The organism is Spirosoma koreense (assembly GCF_054777875.1).
In genome coordinates this window covers 44,887-65,385 of record NZ_BAAHAC010000029.1, presented here as the reverse complement: position 1 = coordinate 65,385, position 20,499 = coordinate 44,887, and the positions used below count along the sequence as shown (strand labels likewise).

Annotated in this window: 14 protein-coding genes; 8 read left to right on the top strand and 6 right to left on the bottom strand. The window is 54.4% G+C overall.

Translation table 11 applies throughout. The features are described from left to right. Nucleotides 1-335: 335 nt before the first annotated feature. Nucleotides 336-3,671, top strand: coding sequence for a caspase family protein (locus ACYVC2_RS28090; protein ID WP_461108232.1), 3,336 nt, complete (start codon nucleotides 336-338; stop codon nucleotides 3,669-3,671). Between the two features lie 42 nt (nucleotides 3,672-3,713). Next, nucleotides 3,714-7,979 (top strand): caspase family protein, encoded by a 4,266-nt coding sequence (locus ACYVC2_RS28085; protein WP_461108230.1) that lies wholly within the window; start codon nucleotides 3,714-3,716, stop codon nucleotides 7,977-7,979. 3 nt (nucleotides 7,980-7,982) lie between these two features. On the opposite strand, the gene ACYVC2_RS28080 is transcribed toward ACYVC2_RS28085, so the two are convergent. From ACYVC2_RS28080 to fmt, 3 genes are read right to left on the bottom strand one after another with little or no spacing between them, the layout of a single operon-like run. Next, nucleotides 7,983-8,492, bottom strand: a complete 510-nt coding sequence (locus tag ACYVC2_RS28080; protein WP_461108228.1) for a dihydrofolate reductase — start codon at nucleotides 8,490-8,492, stop codon at nucleotides 7,983-7,985. Continuing rightward, on the bottom strand, nucleotides 8,489-9,481 hold the full coding sequence (locus tag ACYVC2_RS28075) for a polysaccharide deacetylase family protein (protein WP_461108226.1): 993 nt from the start codon (nucleotides 9,479-9,481) through the stop codon (nucleotides 8,489-8,491). Before ACYVC2_RS28075 ends, ACYVC2_RS28080 begins: the two co-directional genes overlap by 4 nt. Before the next feature lie 31 nt (nucleotides 9,482-9,512). After that, the gene (gene fmt, locus ACYVC2_RS28070) at nucleotides 9,513-10,436 is read right to left on the bottom strand and encodes a methionyl-tRNA formyltransferase (RefSeq protein ID WP_461108224.1); all 924 of its coding nucleotides are present in this window, start codon (nucleotides 10,434-10,436) and stop codon (nucleotides 9,513-9,515) included. Between the two features lie 300 nt (nucleotides 10,437-10,736). Between fmt and greA the strand changes: the two genes are divergently transcribed. Beyond that, nucleotides 10,737-11,210, top strand: coding sequence for a transcription elongation factor GreA (gene greA / locus ACYVC2_RS28065; RefSeq protein WP_461108222.1), 474 nt, complete (start codon nucleotides 10,737-10,739; stop codon nucleotides 11,208-11,210). Between the two features lie 101 nt (nucleotides 11,211-11,311). Further along, nucleotides 11,312-11,701: an HIT family protein gene (locus tag ACYVC2_RS28060; RefSeq protein ID WP_461108220.1), complete on the top strand. Its 390-nt coding sequence runs from the start codon at nucleotides 11,312-11,314 to the stop codon at nucleotides 11,699-11,701. A gap of 98 nt (nucleotides 11,702-11,799) precedes the next feature. Here the strand turns inward: ACYVC2_RS28060 and ACYVC2_RS28055 are convergent, their stop codons facing one another. The 3 genes from ACYVC2_RS28055 to ACYVC2_RS28045 all read right to left on the bottom strand — a co-directional run bounded on the left by ACYVC2_RS28055 (nucleotide 11,800) and on the right by ACYVC2_RS28045 (nucleotide 15,982). Beyond that, complete coding sequence (locus ACYVC2_RS28055; RefSeq protein WP_461108218.1) at nucleotides 11,800-13,308, bottom strand: tagaturonate reductase; 1,509 nt, start codon at nucleotides 13,306-13,308, stop codon at nucleotides 11,800-11,802. Nucleotides 13,309-13,549: 241 nt separating this feature from the next. Next, nucleotides 13,550-14,542, bottom strand: coding sequence for a PfkB family carbohydrate kinase (locus tag ACYVC2_RS28050; RefSeq protein WP_461108216.1), 993 nt, complete (start codon nucleotides 14,540-14,542; stop codon nucleotides 13,550-13,552). A 78-nt stretch (nucleotides 14,543-14,620) separates the two neighbouring features. Continuing rightward, nucleotides 14,621-15,982: an MFS transporter gene (locus ACYVC2_RS28045; protein WP_461108214.1), complete on the bottom strand. Its 1,362-nt coding sequence runs from the start codon at nucleotides 15,980-15,982 to the stop codon at nucleotides 14,621-14,623. Nucleotides 15,983-16,127: 145 nt separating this feature from the next. Between ACYVC2_RS28045 and uxuA the strand changes: the two genes are divergently transcribed. From uxuA to ACYVC2_RS28025, 4 genes are all read left to right on the top strand, one after another. Then, complete coding sequence (gene uxuA / locus ACYVC2_RS28040; RefSeq protein ID WP_461108212.1) at nucleotides 16,128-17,327, top strand: mannonate dehydratase; 1,200 nt, start codon at nucleotides 16,128-16,130, stop codon at nucleotides 17,325-17,327. A gap of 67 nt (nucleotides 17,328-17,394) precedes the next feature. After that, nucleotides 17,395-18,102: a hypothetical protein gene (locus ACYVC2_RS28035; RefSeq protein WP_461108210.1), complete on the top strand. Its 708-nt coding sequence runs from the start codon at nucleotides 17,395-17,397 to the stop codon at nucleotides 18,100-18,102. Nucleotides 18,103-18,145: 43 nt separating this feature from the next. Next, on the top strand, nucleotides 18,146-19,573 hold the full coding sequence (gene uxaC, locus ACYVC2_RS28030) for a glucuronate isomerase (RefSeq protein ID WP_461108208.1): 1,428 nt from the start codon (nucleotides 18,146-18,148) through the stop codon (nucleotides 19,571-19,573). A 9-nt stretch (nucleotides 19,574-19,582) separates the two neighbouring features. Further along, nucleotides 19,583-20,428, top strand: coding sequence for an alpha/beta fold hydrolase (locus ACYVC2_RS28025; protein WP_461108206.1), 846 nt, complete (start codon nucleotides 19,583-19,585; stop codon nucleotides 20,426-20,428). Nucleotides 20,429-20,499 lie beyond the last annotated feature (71 nt).

The following is a 20,499-nucleotide window of genomic DNA, read 5'->3' as shown; positions in this document are numbered from 1 at the left end:
AAGGCGATTTTTCTCTTTCCTGTACAGATTTCCTGGTCTCTAAGTCAGTATAATTTCGTTTGATACCCGTGTTGTCATGCTGACGAAGGAAGCATCTCAGGGCCTCCTGGCTAAGATGCTTCCTTCGTCAGCATGACAACACGCTGCTTCTTTAGACAGTCTGTACGCTTTTCTTCGGGCCTCGGAGGAGAATAGGCTGCCGTTGTCAGATGGCTGATTTAAAAGAATGACCTTTCAATAAAAAGCTTTGCCGATACAGAAATAAACCTTGCGTAAGGCCTGATTTTTCGACTGGTTACCAGCCCGCCAGACGGGTAAGCCTATTCTCCCAAACCATGTCGACTATACACGCCCTCCTCATTGCTATTGACGAGTATCCGATTCCGCAGCATCGGCTGGGTGGATGCGTCAACGATATGCTGCTGGTGAAGCAGTATCTGGAAAATCATTATTCAAATCAGCTGAACCTGAGAGTCCTGCAGGACAACGCAGCCACCCGTCAGGGGGTGATCGACGCCTTCTCGCATTTCGACACGGCGCAGGATGGCGACGTCTGCTTTCTGTACTACAGCGGTCATGGTTCGCAGGCGCTGGCACCGAAGGAGTTCTGGACCGAATCCGATGGCATGAATGAATCGATCGTCCTCTACGACAGTCGTCTGCCGGGCGGACGCGATCTGATGGACAAAGAACTGGGCTACCTGATCTGGAAGGCCAGTCAGCAGAAACCGGTGCATTTTGTGGTCATGATGGATTGCTGTCACTCGGGAAACAGCACCCGGTTTGCCGAAGCCGTTGATATACAGGTACGGATGGCTGAGCCATCGTTTACGCCCCGCACGGTGAGCGACTATGTCGGGTATGAATCGTATCAGAAAATAGTTCATCCGGATGGGCGGATAGAGATCACTCCCCCCGAAGGAAAGCATATCCTGCTGGCTGCGGCCCGAAGCTACCAGACAGCCAAAGAGAAAGCCATTTCCGGTGACCGGCACGGGGTTTTTACCTATTCGGTTATTTCGGCTCTGGAAGAGCAGGGCGGCCAATTGTCGTACGCTGGGCTTATTCAGCAGGCTACCCTCCGCATCGCTCAGCTCGTTGATGACCAGACTCCTCAACTGGAGTCCATTAAGGCCGACGCCGGACGCAACTTATTTCTGATGGGCGCTGCTACCCAGGCCGATTCGTGGCTGGTTAGCTACGATAAAGAAAAGTGGTGGCTGAATGCGGGCAACGTCCAGGGCATCCGACAGGGCGGAAAGGCAAGATTGATCGACCCCGACGTGGTGCTTGTTCTGGGGGATGTGTCGGTAAGTCGAACCGCCGTTCAGGCCGGCATGGAGACCCTCGATCCAACCAGACAGTATCGGGTACATTACCAACCACCCGCCGACCAGTCGCTGAAGATTGCCATCGCACCGGGCAGCGACGAAGCCGCTTCAGGCGAACTGCGTCGACTGGTTTCCGAAACCATCGTCCTGACCGATCAGGTGGCCGAAGCCCGGTTTCTGATTCATGCCCGGAATGGGAAACTCTGGCTGGCACTGCCCACCAGCGACGCGCCGTTGTTCTTACCCGTCGACAAAGGCTACGATTCGGCTGCGGTTGAAGACTTTGCGGCTAAAATCGAGACGGTCATTCGCTGGCACAATCTGCTGGATATGAACAATGCTCGGACGCGCCTGCGCGACAGCGATATTACGGTTGAGTTACAGCGGGTAAGGGACTACGATAGCCCGACGGATGCCGCGCCTTACGAACCGATCATGAACCCGACGGAGCCGGTAGCCTGCTACTATCGGTTTGAGCAGGGACACTGGAAACAGCCGTACATTCGGCTCAAGGTGACGAATACGGGCTCAGAAAAACGCTGGGTCAGCGGTTTGTACCTGTCTCAGGACTACGGCATTAGTAACGGATTTCTTCAGAAAGCCGAGCTGGCACCCGGTGAGTCTGCCTGGCTGACGTACGACAGCTCGCGGACGCTTCCGCTCTACATCTGGCTCGACGAAGAGGAGTTCAAAAAGCTGGGCATCAACGAGATTACGGAGTACATCAAACTGCTCATTTCGACCGAAGATTTTTCGACGGATCACTACAACCAGGACGGGATTACGCTCTTCGACCTTCGCGACGCGCGCGAAAAAGGCATTGGCCTGATTGGAGCCACCCGCCCGAAAGTACCGGACTGGACAGCGCGAACCGTAACGCTCAACATCATCTGCCCACCCGACACGGCGACCGTGTCACCGACCCAAACGGGTCAGGTGCATGGCTTACGCATTAAGCCACATCCCACATTTAAAGCAAGCGTGACACTGACCTCCGTTCAGGATGCAACCCGCTCGCTGGCGAATGACGCAGATGACGCGTTCCGACGATTTTTCGATGATGACCTGAGCCGGTCGTTTTCATTTGCCCAAAACACGTTGACCGGAACCCGGGGTATGAGCTCGGCCCCTGGTCTGAATGTCGTTGAACTGGTTGACGTCGAACAGACCGATACGGTAAGCCCGCAGAACCCGTTTCAACTGGACGCGTCAGCTTACCTGCAAGCCGACGAAACCCTGCTTCCGTTTGGATACGACGAAGAAACGGGGCAATTCTTTCCGTTGGGCTTCGAGCGGGATGGCGTGGTTGAGATCGAGCAACTTCCGGACCCGTCGGCAGAAGGGGTTAAGAGCCTGGGTGGATCGATCAGGCTGTTTTTTAAGAAGCTCGTTGCCCCAAAGGGCCGAACTGGTGTACTCAGCCTGGTGACCATTGACGAACTGGAAGTGGTTAGCCGCATTCGGGACGATGAAGACGGCGGTCAACAGAAAATTGCCGACGCCGTTGCCGCGGCCAACCGAATCCTGGTTTTTGTACACGGGATTATAGGTGATACGGAGGAGATGGTGAAAGCAGTGCACCGGGTCCGGTTTGCGAACGGTGGCGAACTGCTGCTTACGCGCTACGACGTCGTGCTGGCGTTCGACTACGAAAATCTGGATACGAAAATCCAGCAGACGGCCCAGGTTCTCAATGAGCGGCTCCAGGCCGTTGGCTTGCGCGCCGACGACGGGAAGACGCTGCATATCATGGCTCATTCGATGGGCGGACTGGTATCGCGCTGGCTGATTGAGAAGAGTCAGGGCAACCAATACGTCGATCATCTGATCATGCTGGGAACGCCCAACAACGGTTCGCCCTGGTCCGACGTCGAAGCGATGGTGGTGCCGCTTATTACCAAAGCCATCAACGGCTCGGCGCTGGTAAAGCCGTACCTGATTCCGCTGGCCCTGCTGGGTAAACAGGCGAACCGGGCGTTCACGACTCTGCAGCAAATGCACAAAGATTCCGAATTCCTGCAAAGCCTCAACGACGGTACTGTTTCGGGCGTGCCATATACCATCATTGCCGGCAATACGCAGTTGGTACCTGTGGTCTACGAGAAGAACATGACTCTGCTGCGGAAAATCTGGGTGCGTTTCAAAACCAAGGCCGCTTACACGCTGCTGGATACCTTTCTGTTTCACGATGCCAACGACATTGCCGTACTGGTCAGTAGTATTCAGGATGTAGCAGGGCCGGGCGTAGTCAAGCAGGTACCGATTGCCTGCGATCACATCAGCTATTTCTGCGACGACGATAGCCTGAAAATCCTGGGCCAATGCATGCTGACAATTTAAAAGAGTCTCGCTTCATACCCTATATTCCTGTTCCCTTCTCCCATGAACCCTCCTTCCACTTCGCGCCCCAAACTTTACGCACTGGTCGTCGGTATTGATGCATATCGGGCCGACCTGATTGTCGATGACGTAGCCCGATTCCCGGCCCTGCATGGTTGCAAGGCCGATGCCGATAAGATGAAGGCTTATCTGGAAAAGCAAACCGGATTTGAGCAGCACATCGAGCGGCTGTCGGACCAGCAGGCTACCAAAACCGAGATTGTTCGGCTGTTCAGGGAGCATCTGGGGCAAGCGGGGCCGAACGACGTGGCCCTGTTTTACTTCTCCGGTCACGGCACGCAGGAGCAGGCCGATCCGGTCTGGAGCGACGAAACCGATGGGGGACTGGAATGCATTGCCTGCTATTACGATGAAAGCAACGTACAGGCGTTTCGGCTCGCCGATAAAGAGTTACGCTACCTGATCCATGACGTCTGGCAGACGCGCAAACCGCACATTGTCACCATTTTTGACTGCTGTCACTCGGGCGATAACACCCGCGCGCTCGAAGTGGCACAGACGGCTTATCCGGGTCAGGAGGCAGTGATCAAGCGAATCCCTATTCTGTTCGGGAAACGTGACTGGTCGAGTTTCGTTTTTGGTTCAGTCGTCAGTCAGGCCGATATCCGTGAGCAGGGTACGGGAGTGGCACTTCCCGAAGGCGTACACGTACACCTGGCGGCCTGCGAGTCGGACCAGTCGGCGGTGGAAGTGGCGGGCGAAGGGGTGTTTACGAAAGCGCTGATCCAGATTCTGAACCAGTCGGCGGGCGGCATTACGTACTATGACTTGCAGGGTAAAATCAGGGCGTACCTGCGCAATGTCTACGAGCAGCAACCGCGTTTTCGGGTAGCGGGCGGTTCGGCGGATCTGCTTTACCGAACCTTCCTCAACCAGTCGGCGCAACAGGCGAGTCTGATGGGAATCATTACGCACAACAGTTCGGGCTGGGCGCTCAACAAAGGCGCGATTCAGGGCATTGGTAAAACCCATGATCAACTGATCGGCATCGATCCGAACACAGAGGGGCATTCGGTACAATTTCGCGTCGATCAGGTGTTTGCAGATTACGCCACACTTCGTCCGGTTGGCGAAAATAAGCCGGATGAATCGGTGGATTATCAGGTGGCTATTGCCGGATTGATGGTGCAGGCGATTCGGGTTGGATTTCAACTGGAAGATACGCGTCGCGAAGATCGGGCAACTCTGCTGAACAGGCTTATGACCTCCCTGCCCGACCAGCTCATTATCGTGGAGGAAGCCGATGGTCGAACGCCTGAAGCCACCCGAAACCCGGAGACGACTGACAATAAATCCGCTGGGCTCAGCGCCGATTACGTGGTTCGGGGACGCAAGGGAGCTTATTATCTGACTTATCCCGTACGGGTTACCGATCCCGACGACGGAGCCGCTTACCGACCGCTCACCATGCCCATTGATGCCAGCACTACAACTGCGCTCGATCGGTTAATTGCTGACCTGAAACATCTGGCCCGCTGGGAGTACATCCGGCAGTTGACAAACCAGAATCCCCCGAACGGGCTGGCGGGGAATCCGCTCGAAGTCGCCATCAGGCGAGTACGACCCGATGGCACCGAAGAACGGGTGCCACTGAATGAGTCGGTGGTCAGGCTAACGGCTGAGCAGATCGAAGGCGAGTGGCAATGCCCGCTGCGGATCGAGGTGACCAACCGGGCAGCCGTTGACCTGTACGTCAGCGCCGTTTATCTGACGGTAAACTTCCAGGCGTATCTGTCGCTCTTACCGGACGAGGTGTACCGGCTGGAGGCTGGAAAAACCGTTTCATTTCAGCACGAAGGCCAACCCATTATTCCGTTTGGTCTGAGCGAAACCATCACCCTGTATAACTGGCCGGAGCGCGTCGAGTTCATCAAATTCATCGCCAGTACGGATGTATTCGATCCACTGGCGATGCAACTCGACGCCCTGCCCGATCCGCCTACATTGACCGAACAGACCGATAAAGAAGCCGAGCGTGGTATTGGGTTGATCAGTACCAAAAAAGTGCCCGTGAAAGGCTGGACAACCCAAATCGTCGAGCTGCACTGGCAGAACCCGCTCTATAACCAGGTTGACGCAGACACCCTGCGGGCCATGCTGACGAATGAAGCACTGACAGATTTTGCGCTTGGACTATATTTTGAGAACGTACCGGGCGCTGATTTTCCCAATATCCAGCCTAGGGCAGTGCTTCAGCAACTGACGGCCAACGTACCGCTTCAGGAGAAAGGACTGTTGGGGGATATTGGGCTGGATCTGGCCAATACCATTGCCCGTGCCCGCCGAAATCAGCGCTACCGCCGAACCCTACGGGAATTTCCGAACCGGCTTAAAATCGTTTCAGAAGGTGATTCGTGGTTTCAGCACCCACTCGTAACCGACATCATCGATCATCTGTCGGCTTATTATGCCATCTACTGCGTGGCGGCTGCTGGCGATACCCTCCGCAACATGACAATGGCGAAAACCAACGTCAGTCCACCGCTGGAGGAGTATATACAGGCCATCAATGAGCAGCAGCCCGACCTGTTTGTGCTCAGCGGGGGCGGAAACGATATCTTGGGTGAACAATTTCGTCGATACATCCGGACGGGTGTGCCGACGGGCTCGCCACCGGAAGCTTACCTGGATACCCTGCTGGCATCGGATCTGGACAGCCTCCAGGCGATGTACCGAACGCTGTTTCAGACGTTGCAGAAAAGTCACCCGGATATGCCTGTCCTGGTGCATGGGTACGATTACATCATTCCGCTGAGCGTGACCAACAAAGGCTGGCTGGGACGCTACATGATCGAAAAGGGCATTGATCAGCCTGCCGTTCGCAAAGCGATTCTGCACTATATTCTGGACGAGTTCAACCACCGGGTAAAAACCGTGGCGGCCGAATTCCCAGCGATCGTATCCTACATTCCAACGCCGGGTACGGTTCCCGACGACGAATGGTATGACGAGATTCACCCGAATGCCGAGGGTTTCGGGCGTGTAGCCGATAAATTCAAAAAGCGGATTGATGAACTGAAGCCGACGAAAAAAGCTGTTTCAATTCCGTCGAAGGTCCACCTGGATACCACCCGGGAGTTTATCGTGAATCCGGCCGCGACAAAATACATCATCAATCCGGATCGGGATTATGAAACTGGTTTTCCGTTCAGGCGAAAAAGCAACCTTTGGGATGACTCATATTTCGGTTCGCCAAGTTCGTCCGCTCCATTGCCGGGAAACGATACGCTGGAGTCGCTGCCGATGGCTCAGCCGATTGCCGTTCCTTCGCCAACCCCGACGCGGGCGGGCCAGCTCGATTACGACATTCCGGGCGTGATGCAGGTCGGAAAGCTATCAGCCTGCGTGGTTCGCATTGGCGACAGTCAGGTGGCGCAGGAGTTGCTTAAAATCAGCGACAGCAGTGTCCGCGAAGTCATTCGTGTGGGCGACGAAATGAGCGTACGGCTGATCGATGGATCGGGCGACGACTGCTTTACCATCACGGCCTTCAACAACGAACGCCAGGCCATCTTTCCCGGCGAACCTACGGAATGGAATTTCAAAGTGAAACCGCTCAAATCGGGCCAGTATCCGCTTTTGTTACGCGTGACGATTCACATGGAGGATCGCAGCAAAGACCTGGATATTCTGACGAAGGAAATCCAGATCAACACCGATAGCAGCGATCCGGTGGCAGATAAATCGGCAAAGCGTATTCTGTTCCTGGCCGCCAACCCGAACGATACCCAGCAACTTCGGCTTGGTGCGGAGTCCGAACAGATCAAGGCCGAACTGCAGATGTCGACGCAGCGGGACATGATTCTGTTTACGACCAACATGGCGGTCACTCCGCAGAACATGACGCGCTACATTCTGAAGGAAAAGCCAACCATCGTCCACTTTTCGGGCCACGCGAACGCCGATGGTTTGTGCCTGGAAACCACTGACGGAGCCCCGAAACTCATTGGCGCAACGGCATTGGAAGCGCTTTTTTCCGCTTTCGCCGATACGGTTCAGTGCGTCGTATTGAACGCCTGTTATTCGAAAGAGCAGGCCGACGCCATTGTCAAATCGGTTCCGTACGTCATTGGCATGACCCGGGCGGTCAAGGACCGGGCTTCGCTGGCTTTCTCCTCGGGTTTCTACCAGGCGCTGGGCGAAGGCGAATCCATCGTGACTGCTTACAAAATCGGCCGTGCCCAGATGGCGCTGGAAGCTGAAGGTCAGGGAGAGATTCCGGTTTTGTTGCAAAAGAACAGTCCGTAGCGATTACCTAAGCCGTTCATACTCCACGAAATCAAACGGTACCGCGTGGCGGTCGTCGGCCGGGTGCGGGTGGCGGCTGATTTCCTGCCACTCGCTTTTGTCGAATGCCGGGAAATACGTGTCGCCCTCGTAGGCCTGATGAATTTCGGTGAGGTAGAGCGTGGTGGCAATGGGCAGAGCCATTTTGTAGATTTCCGCTCCGCCAATCACGAAAATTTCGTCGGTGTGGTAAAGCTGCTCATCTACCCGTTTCGATTCCGCAATGGCGTCGTCCAGTGTGTGCACAATGGTTACGCCTTCGGTCGTAAAAGTCTGATTACGAGTAATCACGATGCTCGTGCGGTTCCGCAGGGGTTTGCCAAGGGCTTCCAGCGACTTGCGGCCCATGATGATAGCATGGTGGCTGGTTTTGCGCTTGAAGAAGGCAAAATCGTCGGGCAGGTGCCAGGGCATATCGTTGTCGCGGCCAATCACGCCGTTCTGGGCTACGGCGGCAATAAGACTGATTTTCATAATTTTTTCCGGCGTTCCATCAACGCGCGCCAGGTGGTGATAATGATGCCTTCCTTTTCGATAAACGCTTTGGCAGCCGGGTCCATCATGGCCAGCATATCGCCCTTGCGGCTTTGTCCTGAACTGCTGATCTGACTGAAGGCGGGTGTTGGATCGGTGCAGTGCATGATGATGTAGGTCAGCCCCGGCTTTATCGACTGCATGAGTTCGATGAATTTCTGGGTTTTGAATTTCTGCAGCGCTTCATCCGTCGCCGGCTGTCCGGCTGGCAGATTCTGGCTGGTCAGCGTGCCGTCCAGATCATCCAGCACGGGCAGACCAGCGTCCCAAAGCTGCTTGCCCACCTGTTTGATCAGCTGCTGCTGATCGGCCGGAATGCTGTTGGCTTTAACGATCAGGGAAGCGTGCCCACCCGGAAAGAGAATCGGAATTTTTTCATCCACCGCCACCTTGACGTAGCGCATCAGAAATTTAGGCTGAAACAACGTACCCATGTGCGAATCCATGTGCGTCGGCTGAACCCCGAACGAACGGTACCGCGCCAGTTGCGCCCGCATTTCAGCTTCTACTTCATCCGCCGACGCGTGCTGAACGACCTGCTCGACCGTGTGCCAGAGTGCCCCCTGCTCATCGCACAAACCCGGCGCTTTGTCTTTGCCCACCAATGGCCCCCAGCGGTAGTTTTTCCACTCGGATGTGAGCGTCAGGTGAACCCCCGCATCGGCGTTGGGGCGGGTTTTCAGCCAGTCGAAAAAATGCGGAACCCAGCTGCAGGGCATCATCACGCTGGTCGAACTGGCCATGCCTTTGTCAATGGCGTTTATCGTGCCGATGTTGGAGTCGTAGCTCATACCTGCATCATCAACGTGCAGGATAACGACTTTTTTTCCTTTGGGGAAGCCTAACTTCTCGGCGTAGGTTTCGGACTGGGCCTGGGTACTGTGGGTGCTTATCACGCCGGTGATCAAAAAAAGCAGAAATAATTTCATGGACGATGGGCTTTAGAAGAGTGACTAATTCCTAAAGCTTATTCCCCCGCAAAAACTCCTCAGCGCTCATCCGGCGCTTGCCTTCGGCCTGCAAGGCGTCGATCTGTAACCAGCCGTCGGCGGCCCGCACCAGAATCGTTTTTTTGCCATCGCTATACGCCTGACCTGGTTCGGCCGCAAACGGCGACTCGTTGGCTACCGAGACGTCGTAGATTTTGAATACTTTCCCGTTGATCAGCGTCCAGGCCGAAGGGTACGGAGCCAGACCCCGAACAAAATTCCGGAGCTGATGCACGGGCTGATTCCAGTCGATCTCGGTAGTTTCCCGACTTAGTTTCGGAGCGGGTTTCAGGTTGTCGACGGTGGGCTGTGGTATGCGGGGGTAGTTGCCCGATTCGATGGCCCGAACGGTTTTTAGCACCAGATCGGCCCCCCGTTCCATGAGCCGGTCGTGCAGGGTTCCGGCGGTGTCGTCGGGGTAAATGGGTTCGGTATCCTGAAAAATCATCTGGCCCGTGTCAATTTCTTTTTCAATCAGAAAAGTAGTCACCCCGGTTTCAGTCTCACCGTTGATGATGGCCCAGTTGATGGGAGCCGCTCCCCGGTACTGCGGCAGTAGGGAACCGTGCAGGTTGAACGTACCGATCGTAGGCATGGCCCAGACGACCTCGGGAAGCATCCGGAATGCGACAACTACCTGCAGGTCAGCCCGGTAGCTGGCAAGTTGTTCCAGGAAGATGGGGTCACGTAGCTTTTCGGGTTGAAGAACGGGTATATTGACCGCCTGAGCCGCTTTCTTCACGGGCGAGGGCGTAAGCTGTAAGCCGCGACCCGACGGCCGGTCGGGGGCGGTCACGACGGCAACGACCTCACAGCCTGCGCTCAGCAGCCGCTGCAGGCTGGTAACGGCGAAATCGGGCGTGCCCATAAACACAAGGCGAAGTGGCTGAGGCATAAATCAATGTATGTGGTTTTTACTGAACAAATCGGCTAGCTGTTGATATAGCCGGGAAGTATTTTTACTTTTGTCTCATTAAGGCGTCGTGTTGAATTAACTGACCGGCCAATAAATACCTTCGCTTATGCGTCGAACTATTTATTACCTTCTTGAACCGCACGCTCCGGATATCCGACGGCGATGCTGACGCGGCTGCAAAGAAAACCAATTTGGTTGCAGAACGGTCGGGGTACCGTTCTTTTTGTTTTTATGGACTGCCCCAAACTAATGTGAATAAACGAGTAAGTAGTAACGATTATGGGAAAAATTTCATATTATACCGAAGAAGGGCTCAATCGGCTCAAAGCGGAACTGAATGATCTGAAAACGAAAGGCCGGGCCGCCATTGCCCGCCAGATTGCTGAAGCTCGTGACAAAGGTGACCTGAGCGAAAATGCGGAATATGACGCAGCCAAAGACGCCCAGGGGCTCCACGAACTGAAAATCTCGAAACTCGAAGAAGTGCTGTCGAATGCCCGTATTCTGGACGAATCGACCATCGACGCTTCGCAGGTATCCGTGCTGTCGAAGGTGAAGATTAAGAACAAGAAAAACGGTGCCGAGATGACCTACACGCTGGTTTCCGAAGAAGAAGCCGATTTGAAAGCCGGTCGGATTTCAGTGAGTTCGCCGATTGGTAAAGGGCTGCTGGGTAAGCGGGTCGGCGATACAGCCGAAATCAAAGTGCCTGCTGGCATGCTGGAATTCGATGTGATCGAAATAGCCCGGTAGTTCAGTGAAGAATGTAGAGTGAAGAATGAAAAATAAAGAAGATAACTTTGCGTCTCGCTGTCTATTCTACATTCTTCACTCTACATTCTACATTATAAAGTATGGCTTCTATTTTCTCTCGCATCGTCGCTGGTGAGATTCCTTCTCATAAAGTTGCGGAAACTGACGACTACTATGCTTTCCTGGATATCATGCCGACGGCCGTGGGCCACACGCTGGTTATTCCGAAGCAGGAAGTCGATTACCTATTCGATCTGGATGATGAGCTGTACACAGGCTTGATGGCATTTGCCAAGAAGATTGCGCCCGCGATCGAAAAAGCCGTTCCCTGCAAGCGCATCGGAGTCGCCGTTGTTGGGCTGGAAGTACCGCATGCCCACGTCCACCTGATTCCACTGAACTCTATGGCCGACATGAATTTTCATAACAAGCTGAAGCTGAGTTCAGAAGAACTGGCCGCTACAGCCGAAAAAATACGGTCGTTTCTGTAAGACGGCGCGGCTCTATTTCTGAAATACCAAAAATAACAATCCCTGCTAAATGAATATTTAGCAGGGATTGTTGTAAGTAGGAGCGAATTGTTTAGCCGTTATGCGACCGCTTTTTCCAGGGTTTTCTCGACACCAGCCGTGAGCAAGGCTGTCAGATTCTGACTGATGGCGTCGGTAAATCCGGGAAGTGTAGTCAGGTCGGTCTGCCAGAGCGATACGTCGGATAATACACTCTTTACAAAGGCCTGCACCGAGGCTGGTGAGTTGGCTTTAACGGTTTTCCAGTCGCCGTAAAAATATCCGGCTTTATCGTCCCGGATTGGGTAGGTGATCGTGCCGCCCTTCGCTACCGTAATTTCGCCAAAGAACTGACCGTCTTTTTCCCGTAAGGCTTTCATGAACAGTAAATAAGCGGCAAAACCCAGTGCCATCTGTTTCGGTACGGCGTTGAATTGCTCAAAATACCGCTGGATGGTGGCTACGTTTCTGGCCTGCATTTTGGCCGTTTCCTGCAGGGAGATATTTAGCAGCAAATGGTCGAGGTGCGGGTTGCGGAAGCGGTCGAGCACATCATTGGCAAACTGAGCAACGGCCGCTTTGTCCATGCCCGGAATCCCGTAGTCGGGTACAGTCGGAACGATTTCGTCCAGCATAAGCGATTCGACGAACTTGCTCATGCTGGGGTGTTTCATTTCGTCGGCGACGGTTTCCAGCCCCAGCAGATACCCCAGCGGCATGGTAAGCGTATGCGTACCGTTCAGCACCCGTAGTTTACGCTCTTTATAAAAATTGATGTCTTCGTCGATAATGACTTGCGGGGTGCTCTCGTCCACAAAACTGAGCATTTCCCGAACCCGATCGTCGCCTTCGATGGCCCACAGATGGTAGGGCTCCGTCATGGTCAGCAGGTCATCCTCGTACCCCACTTCCTGTTCGATAGCCTGCTGCGCTTCCTCAGTTGGGCGCGTCACAATGCGGTCGACCAGGGAGTTACAGAACCGGACATGAAATTTGAGCCATTTGGTAAAGAGCTTACCCAGTTCGTTGAATTTGGCTAGTTGTTCTACTGCATCGCGCAACTTGAGCCCATTGTCGGTTACCAGCTCGGTCGGAATAACCACCAGTCCTTTGGCTTTCGAACCACCCACGCTCCGGAAGCGCTCGTACAGAAACGAAGTCAGCTTTGCCGGGAACGACTGGGGCGGATTCTGAAAAATACTTTCTTCGACGTAATTCAGCCCGACTTCGGTCGTGTTGGAAATGATAATCTGTAGTTTAGGATTTCGCGCCAGCATGAGCACCTGACTCCATTGCGTCTGAGCGGCCAGTACCCGGCTGATGGCCGAGACAACCGTAGTTTCGGCTACGTCCTGCCCTTGCTGAACTCCCCTGACAGCTACCGTATACAGATTATCCTGTTCGGTAAACTCGTCGGTTTTGCTGTCCGTCGATTTCACCACAACGATAGAGCCTTCGAATTTGCCCCGCTCATTGGCCTTCTGAACTAAATAATCGGGGAGGCCGCGCAAGAGAACACCAGTGCCAAATTGCAGAATTTTTTCAGGAAATGAAGAAGCGGGATGGAGGGAACGGGTTAATTTGGCCATAGTTGGACGGAATACAGTCTACTCAGCTATTCCTGGCTGAACAGGCTTGGAATATAGCTAAAACAAAAAAATGGTGTCTGGATACTGTTGAGCTTACGCATCGAGTCGTGCCAGGGAGCCAGGGCATGTCATTGGTAACCCTGGCACGGCTCGATGCATAAGTACTGTGTTAATAATTTGGCAATATTACGAACAACATCGTTATCCAATGCTTTCGGGCGATCAAATTCATACCCGCCTACTAGCGTTTTAGCTTCCCCGAACTGTCGCCCCGCTCCAGGGTTTCGACCTCGGCTACGGTTGCCAGATTGACATCGCCCGGAATGGTGTGTTTGAGAGCAGAAGCGGCCACCCCAAACTCGACAGCCCGTTGCAGGTCCTCGAATTGCAGCAACCCATAAATTAGTCCAGCTATGTAGGCATCACCCGTACCGATGCGGTCGGTGATGGGCCGGATATCGTGCACTCTCGATTTGTAGACCGCTTTTCCGTCGAAGAGCTTAGCCGACAGCTGGTTATGCGATGCACTGATGGAGTTTCGTTTGGTGTCGGTTATATACCGAATGTTCGGAAAGTGCTTCATCATGGCGAGTCCTGCCTCCTGAAACGTACTGCCAATGACGCCGTAGATTTCCGAAAAAAGCCCTTTGCTACCCAGCACCAGCGTACAGCCTTCCGTAAGTGCAGGCATAATTTCCTGCGGGCTACGGCCGTACTGCCAGAGATTGCTTCGGTAGACGATATCGGCCGATACGGGAACCCCCAGCTTATTGGCCGTCTGGATTCCCGCCAGCAGACAGTCGGCGGCTCCCTGCGAAAGCGCCGGGGTAATACCCGTCCAGTGAAACCAGGAAGCACCAGTCAGCACCGTTTCCCAGTCGATCTCGTCGGAGCGGATGCGGGCAAAGGCGGAATCTACCCGATCGTAGACGATCTGACTGGCCCGGCTTCCGGCACCCGTTTCCAGAAAATAAAGGCCCAGCCGCCCGTCGCCGTAGCGAATGTACTCGGTATTGACCTTGTATTTTCGGAGGTAGCCTGCCGCAGCCTGGCCGAGCGCATGGTCGGGAAAGCGCGTAACGTGCGCGGCTTGAAAACCGAACTGAGCCAGGGAGACGGCTACGTTTGCTTCCGTACCGCCAAAATGCATGGCCAGCGTATCGGTTTGCATAAAACGCTCGACGCCCGGCGGGCTCAGCCGAAGCATAACCTCGCCAAATGTGATAATTTTCATGTAAGATGAGTCAACGAGTAAAAGGTGGATGCGCGTTTAACCTGCGAATGTAGGGCGCTGTTTGGTTCCCGGCGAAAACTATTCTCCGCTGATCACCGACCATCGCCCGCTTTCTTCCAGTTCCTCGGCTTTGACCGGTTCTAATTTGGGAAGGACCAGGTGGATGATCAGCAGCGCAATCAGGTACGTGCAACTGGCAATGATAAACATCGGCAGATAGCCAAAAGCGGTGATGATCCGACCCGATAATAGAGCCAGCAGAATACCGCCCACGGCCCCGAACATACCACCGATACCGGTGACGGAAGCCACCACATTCTTCGGGAACAGGTCGGAAGCAAACGTGTACATGTTGGCCGACCAGCCCTGGTGTGCCGCCGTGGCCAGGCAGATCAGGGCGATGGCGATGGTCAGGCTACTGGTCTGGGCAGCGAAGAAAATAGGTACAACACACAGGGCGCAGATCAGCAGGGTAGTTTTGCGCGCCCGATTGGCCGACCAGCCCCAGCTCATGAACTGAGTACTGAGCCAGCCGAAGAATATACTGCCCGCATCGGATACGACATAAATGATCAGAAAGGGAACCCCGAAGCTTTTCAGGTCCAGCCGCTGGTCGAGTGCGTCATTCGAGTTGAAAAAATCGGGTAGCCACGACATGTAAAACCACCAGATCGGATCGGCCATAAACTTGCCCACGGCGAAGGCCCAGGTTTGTTTGAAGCCCAGTAAACGCGCCCAGGATACGTTTGTCGACGTAACGGTTTCGGCGTCGCTCCGGATGTAGGCCAGCTCATCCGACGACACCTGGGTGTTTCGCTCGGGCTTGCTGTAGGTAAACCACCAGAAAACCAGCAGTCCAAAGCCCAGGACGCCTGTGACGAAGAAGGAACTGCGCCAGCCGAACTGCAGAATGAGGTAGGGGATGGTCAGCGCCGTGAGAATGATCCCGACGTTAGTGCCGGCATTGAACAGCCCGCTGGCAAATGAGCGTTCGCGCCGAGGAAACCACTCGGCAATGGTTTTGACGGAAGCCGGGAAATTGGCCGCTTCGCCCAAACCCAGAAAAGCCCGGGTCCAGCGCAGGCCCGTCATATTACCCACAAAAGTAGTGAGCACGGCGGCAATGCTCCAGATCAGAATACCCAGCGAAAAGCCCCGCTTCGTGCCAATGCGGTCGATCAGCCAGCCCACCAGCAGAAACCCGATGGCGTAGGCGAACTTGAATGCCGCATCGACATCGCCGTACAGTACTTTGAAGCGGTCGATGGCTTCGTTTGTGAGGGGGGCTTGAGGGGCAATGTCGAGCATTTCTTTTCGAAAGGCCCCGTCTGTCATCGTAAAGGACAGCACCTGCCGATCGATGTAATTGATTGTCGTTGCCAGGAACAGCAGGGCCACGATGCGCCATCGAAAGCGACCCAAAGTAGTTGGCGTTTGCAAAACAAGGTAGCGTTTAGGGAGAAAATGTGGAAAGATAGCTTATATATCCAAAATAAGTTGATAGTTATCGGTCGATAATCCTGAGGTGTCTTTATCTTTTGGCCACTGACAATTATTGACGAACCCGTATCGACACTTACTTTCTATGCTTGAACAAACCTGGCGGTGGTTCGGACCGAACGACCCCGTATCGCTGAATGATGTCCGGCAGGCTGGTGCCACCGGTATTGTGACAGCCCTGCACCACATTCCGAACGGCGAGGTGTGGTCGCGTGCCGAAATAGCAACGCGCAAATCGATGATTGAAAACAGCCGCCTGACCTGGTCGGTGGTGGAGAGTATTCCGGTTCACGAACGGATTAAGACGCGCACCGGCGACTTCCAGCAGTACATCGAAAATTATAAGGAATCGATCGTCAATCTGGCGCAGGAAGGCATCGATACGGTTTGCTACAATTTTATGCCGGTTCTCGACTGGACCCGTACCGACCTCGATTATCCCATGCCTGACGGCTCGACCGGGCTACGCTTCGATGCTACTGAATTTGCCGCTTTTGAGCTGTACATTCTTCAGCGACCCGGTGCCGAATACCTCTACAACGACGAGCAGAAGCGTCGGGCACGGATACGGCTCGATGCCATGACCGACGCGGAAGTCAAGCGCCTGACCCGGACCATCATTGCGGGACTACCTGGTTCGGAGGAGAGCTATACGGTGGAGCGCTTTCGCGATGCGCTGGCAACCTACGCCGACGTGGGCGACCGCGAACTTCGGCAGAACCTGTATGCATTCCTCCGGGAGATTGTGCCCGTCGCTGAGTCGGTAGGTGTCCGGCTGGCCATTCACCCCGACGATCCACCATACCCGATTTTGGGTTTGCCACGCGTGGTGAGTACCGAAGCCGACGCGCGTGCGCTGCTGGCGGCAGCCGATTCGCCCGCTAATGGGCTGTGTTTCTGCACCGGTTCGTACGGCGTTCGGGCCGATAACGACCTGGCCGGTATGGCCCAGCGACTGGGACCGAAGATTCATTTTATCCACCTACGTGCTACACAGCGCGACGCAACGGATTATTTTGAACGGGGAAGTTTTCAGGAAGCCAATCACCTCGAAGGCGACGTGCCGATGCCGGCGGTCATGCTGGCGTTACTGAACGAACAGAAACGGCGGGAAACCGAAGGTCGGTCGGACGTACGGATGCCATTCCGGCCGGATCACGGTCATCGCATGCTCGACGATCTGACTTCGGGCAAGCGCACCAATCCGGGCTATACGGCTATCGGAAGATTGCGCGGTCTGGCCGAACTGCGCGGCCTGATGCTGGGTTTGTCGATTGAACGATAAAAATATTCGACAGGATTTACAGCCGGGCCGATGTTCGGATGGACAGGATTTTTCTACGGATCTACCCATGAAAGAATCCTGTTTTATTCGGCAAATCCTGTCGAAAAAAATTATCTTGCATTGGCAAAACAGCGTGGTTATGGAAACGATCAACAAGCCAAAACGCCCTCCTCGTACGCCTGAACAAAAACAACGTCGCGCCGAACGGGCCAGACTACTCAAATCGCTTGTGTATGAAATGTGGGACGGAAAGCCAGTCTACTACGCTGGCTACGAAGACGTCCTGAGAGGCATCAAAACGGTTGAGCAGGTCATGAGTTCGAGTTTGCAACAGGGTATTATTATCGCCAGATTAGTGGGCTATATAATCAATGCTATCGATCTGGATGAATATGTTATAGCGACGAACGAAGTCGGTGTTCAGTTCAAAAAAGGAGATTGGAGGGCGTGTGATATCGTGATTTTTGAACAGAAGGCATTGAAGGGAGCGGATGAGACCAAATATGCCTGGGTTCCGCCCAAAATAGCCATCGAAATCGATACGAAAGCGGCACTGAATCATGTCGATTCCGAGTTCGATTATTACGAACAGAAAACCACTAAACTGCTCCAGTTCGGGGTTGAAAAAGTGATCTGGCTATTCACCAAATCCCGCAAGGTCATGATGGCTGAACCCGATAAAGACTGGCTCATTCGTGACTGGAGCCAGGTGGTTGAGGTGCTGCCCCACTGCCAGTTTGTACCAGATACCCTGGTTAAATCACCAAAAAAATAAAAGGAAGCCGGGAGAAACGACCCGGCTTCTGCTTTTGTCAGCTATGCATACACTCGCGCCCGCCCCGACGTTTTTATCCGACGATTTTCTGCTGCAAACCGAGACGGCCCGTCGGCTTTATCATGAGTACGCCCGGCCCATGCCGATTATCGACTATCACTGCCATCTGCCACCCGATCAGATTGCCGCCGATAAACGGTTCGAGAACATTACTCAGCTTTGGCTCTACGGCGATCATTACAAATGGCGGGCCATGCGGACCCACGGTATCGACGAACGCTACTGTACGGGCGACGCTTCCGACTGGGAAAAATTTGAGAAATGGGCCGAAACGGTGCCCTACACGCTCCGGAATCCGCTCTACCACTGGACCCATCTGGAACTGAAGAATCCGTTCGGCATAACCGATCTGCTGAGTCCCGCTACGGCTCGGTCCATCTACGACACCTGCAACGAACAACTACCGAACCTGTCGACCCGGCAGTTACTGAAGCATTTCGACGTTCGCGTGGTATGCACAACCGATGATCCGCTGGATTCGCTCGAACACCACCGTACGATTGCCAAAAGCAACTTTACTACCAAAGTGCTGCCCACTTTTCGGCCCGATAAAGCCATGGCCGCCGACGATCCGGCTGCTTTCCGGGCCTATGTCCAGAGAGTTGGTGAGGTGACAAACCGGGAAATCCGGACGCTGACGCATTACCTGGATGCGCTCAAAGCAAGGCACGATTATTTTGGCGAAATGGGCTGTCGGCTGTCCGATCATGGACTGGAAACAATCGATGCTGAGCCGTTTGTAGAGAGTGAAATTCAGACCATTTTCACGAATTTGCTGCTGGAATGGCAGAACGGAACCAATGTGTTGAGTCCGACCGACATTCGGAAGTTCAAGTCCTTCATGCTGGTGCAGTTTGCCGAATGGGACTACGAAAAGGGCTGGACGCAGCAGTTTCACCTCGGTGCGCTTCGCAACAACAACGTCCGCCGACTCCGCGAGCTGGGCCCCGATACGGGCTGGGATAGTATCGGCGATTTTCCGCAGGCGGCTTCGCTGTCGCGCTTTCTGGGTGGTCTGGACGATCGGAATAAACTGGCCAAAACCATTCTGTACAACCTCAACCCGGCTGATAACGAGGTGATGGCTACCATGACGGGTAACTTCAATGATGGCTCCGTCCGCGGAAAAATTCAGTTCGGCTCGGGCTGGTGGTTTCTGGATCAGAAAGACGGCATGGAGAAACAAATCAATGCGCTGTCGAACATGGGTCTGCTCAGTGCCTTCGTGGGTATGCTGACTGACTCGCGGAGTTTTGTGTCCTACCCCCGTCACGAGTATTTTCGGCGGATTTTGTGCAACATCTTTGGCAACGAAGTGGAAAGCGGTGAACTACCCAATGATGTCGACTGGATCGGCCAGATCGTGCAGGATATCTGCTACCGGAATGCCGAGCGATATTTTGGGTTTTAACCCTGTTTCATGACGCAAACCTTTGTCGATACCAACGGCGTACGGTTACATGTCGTTCAGGCCGGCCCGGCCAACGGACCGCTGGTGATTCTGCTGCACGGGTTTCCGGAGTTCTGGTATGGCTGGCGTCATCAGATCGAAGCCTTGGCCGAAGCTGGCTTCCAGGTCTGGGCACCCGATCAGCGGGGGTATAACCTGAGTGACAAACCAACCGGTGTCGACGCCTATCAGATCGATACGTTAGCGGCCGATGTCGTTGGACTGATTCAGGCCGCTGGTCGGCAAAAAGCCGTGGTCGTCGGCCATGATTGGGGAGCCGCCGTGGCCTGGTGGACAGCCACGGTTTATCCGGAACGGGTCGAGCGGCTGGTCGCTCTCAATGTACCGCATCCGGCCATAATGCAACGATTCACCCTGCGCCATCCGGGTCAACTGCTGCGGAGCTGGTATATCGGTTTTTTTCAGATGCCGTGGTTGCCCGAAGCGTTGTGCCGGTTCGGTAACTGGGCCATGCTGGTCCGGACGTTACAAAAAAGCAGTCGACCCGATACGTTTAACGATGCTGATTTTCGGGAGTATAGAGCCGCCTGGTCGCAGCCCGGTGCATTGACCGCCATGATCAATTGGTACCGGGCCGCGCTACGAAAGCCGCCTTCCCGTCGTGCTGAGGTTCGGGTAAAGGTGCCAACGCTGATAATTTGGGGTGTCCAGGATCAGTTTTTGAAGCGGGAGCTGGCCCAGGCCAGCCTAACGTTGTGCGATAACGGCCGTGTTGTCTTCTTCGAAAAGGCCACCCACTGGGTGCAGCACGAAGAAGCAAAACGAGTGAATGAGCTGATAGTAAATAGTGGTTAGTAAATAGTAGTTAGTGGTTAGTAGATAGCCGGTCGTGCCAGTTTCTGACGCCTATCTACTAACCACTAACT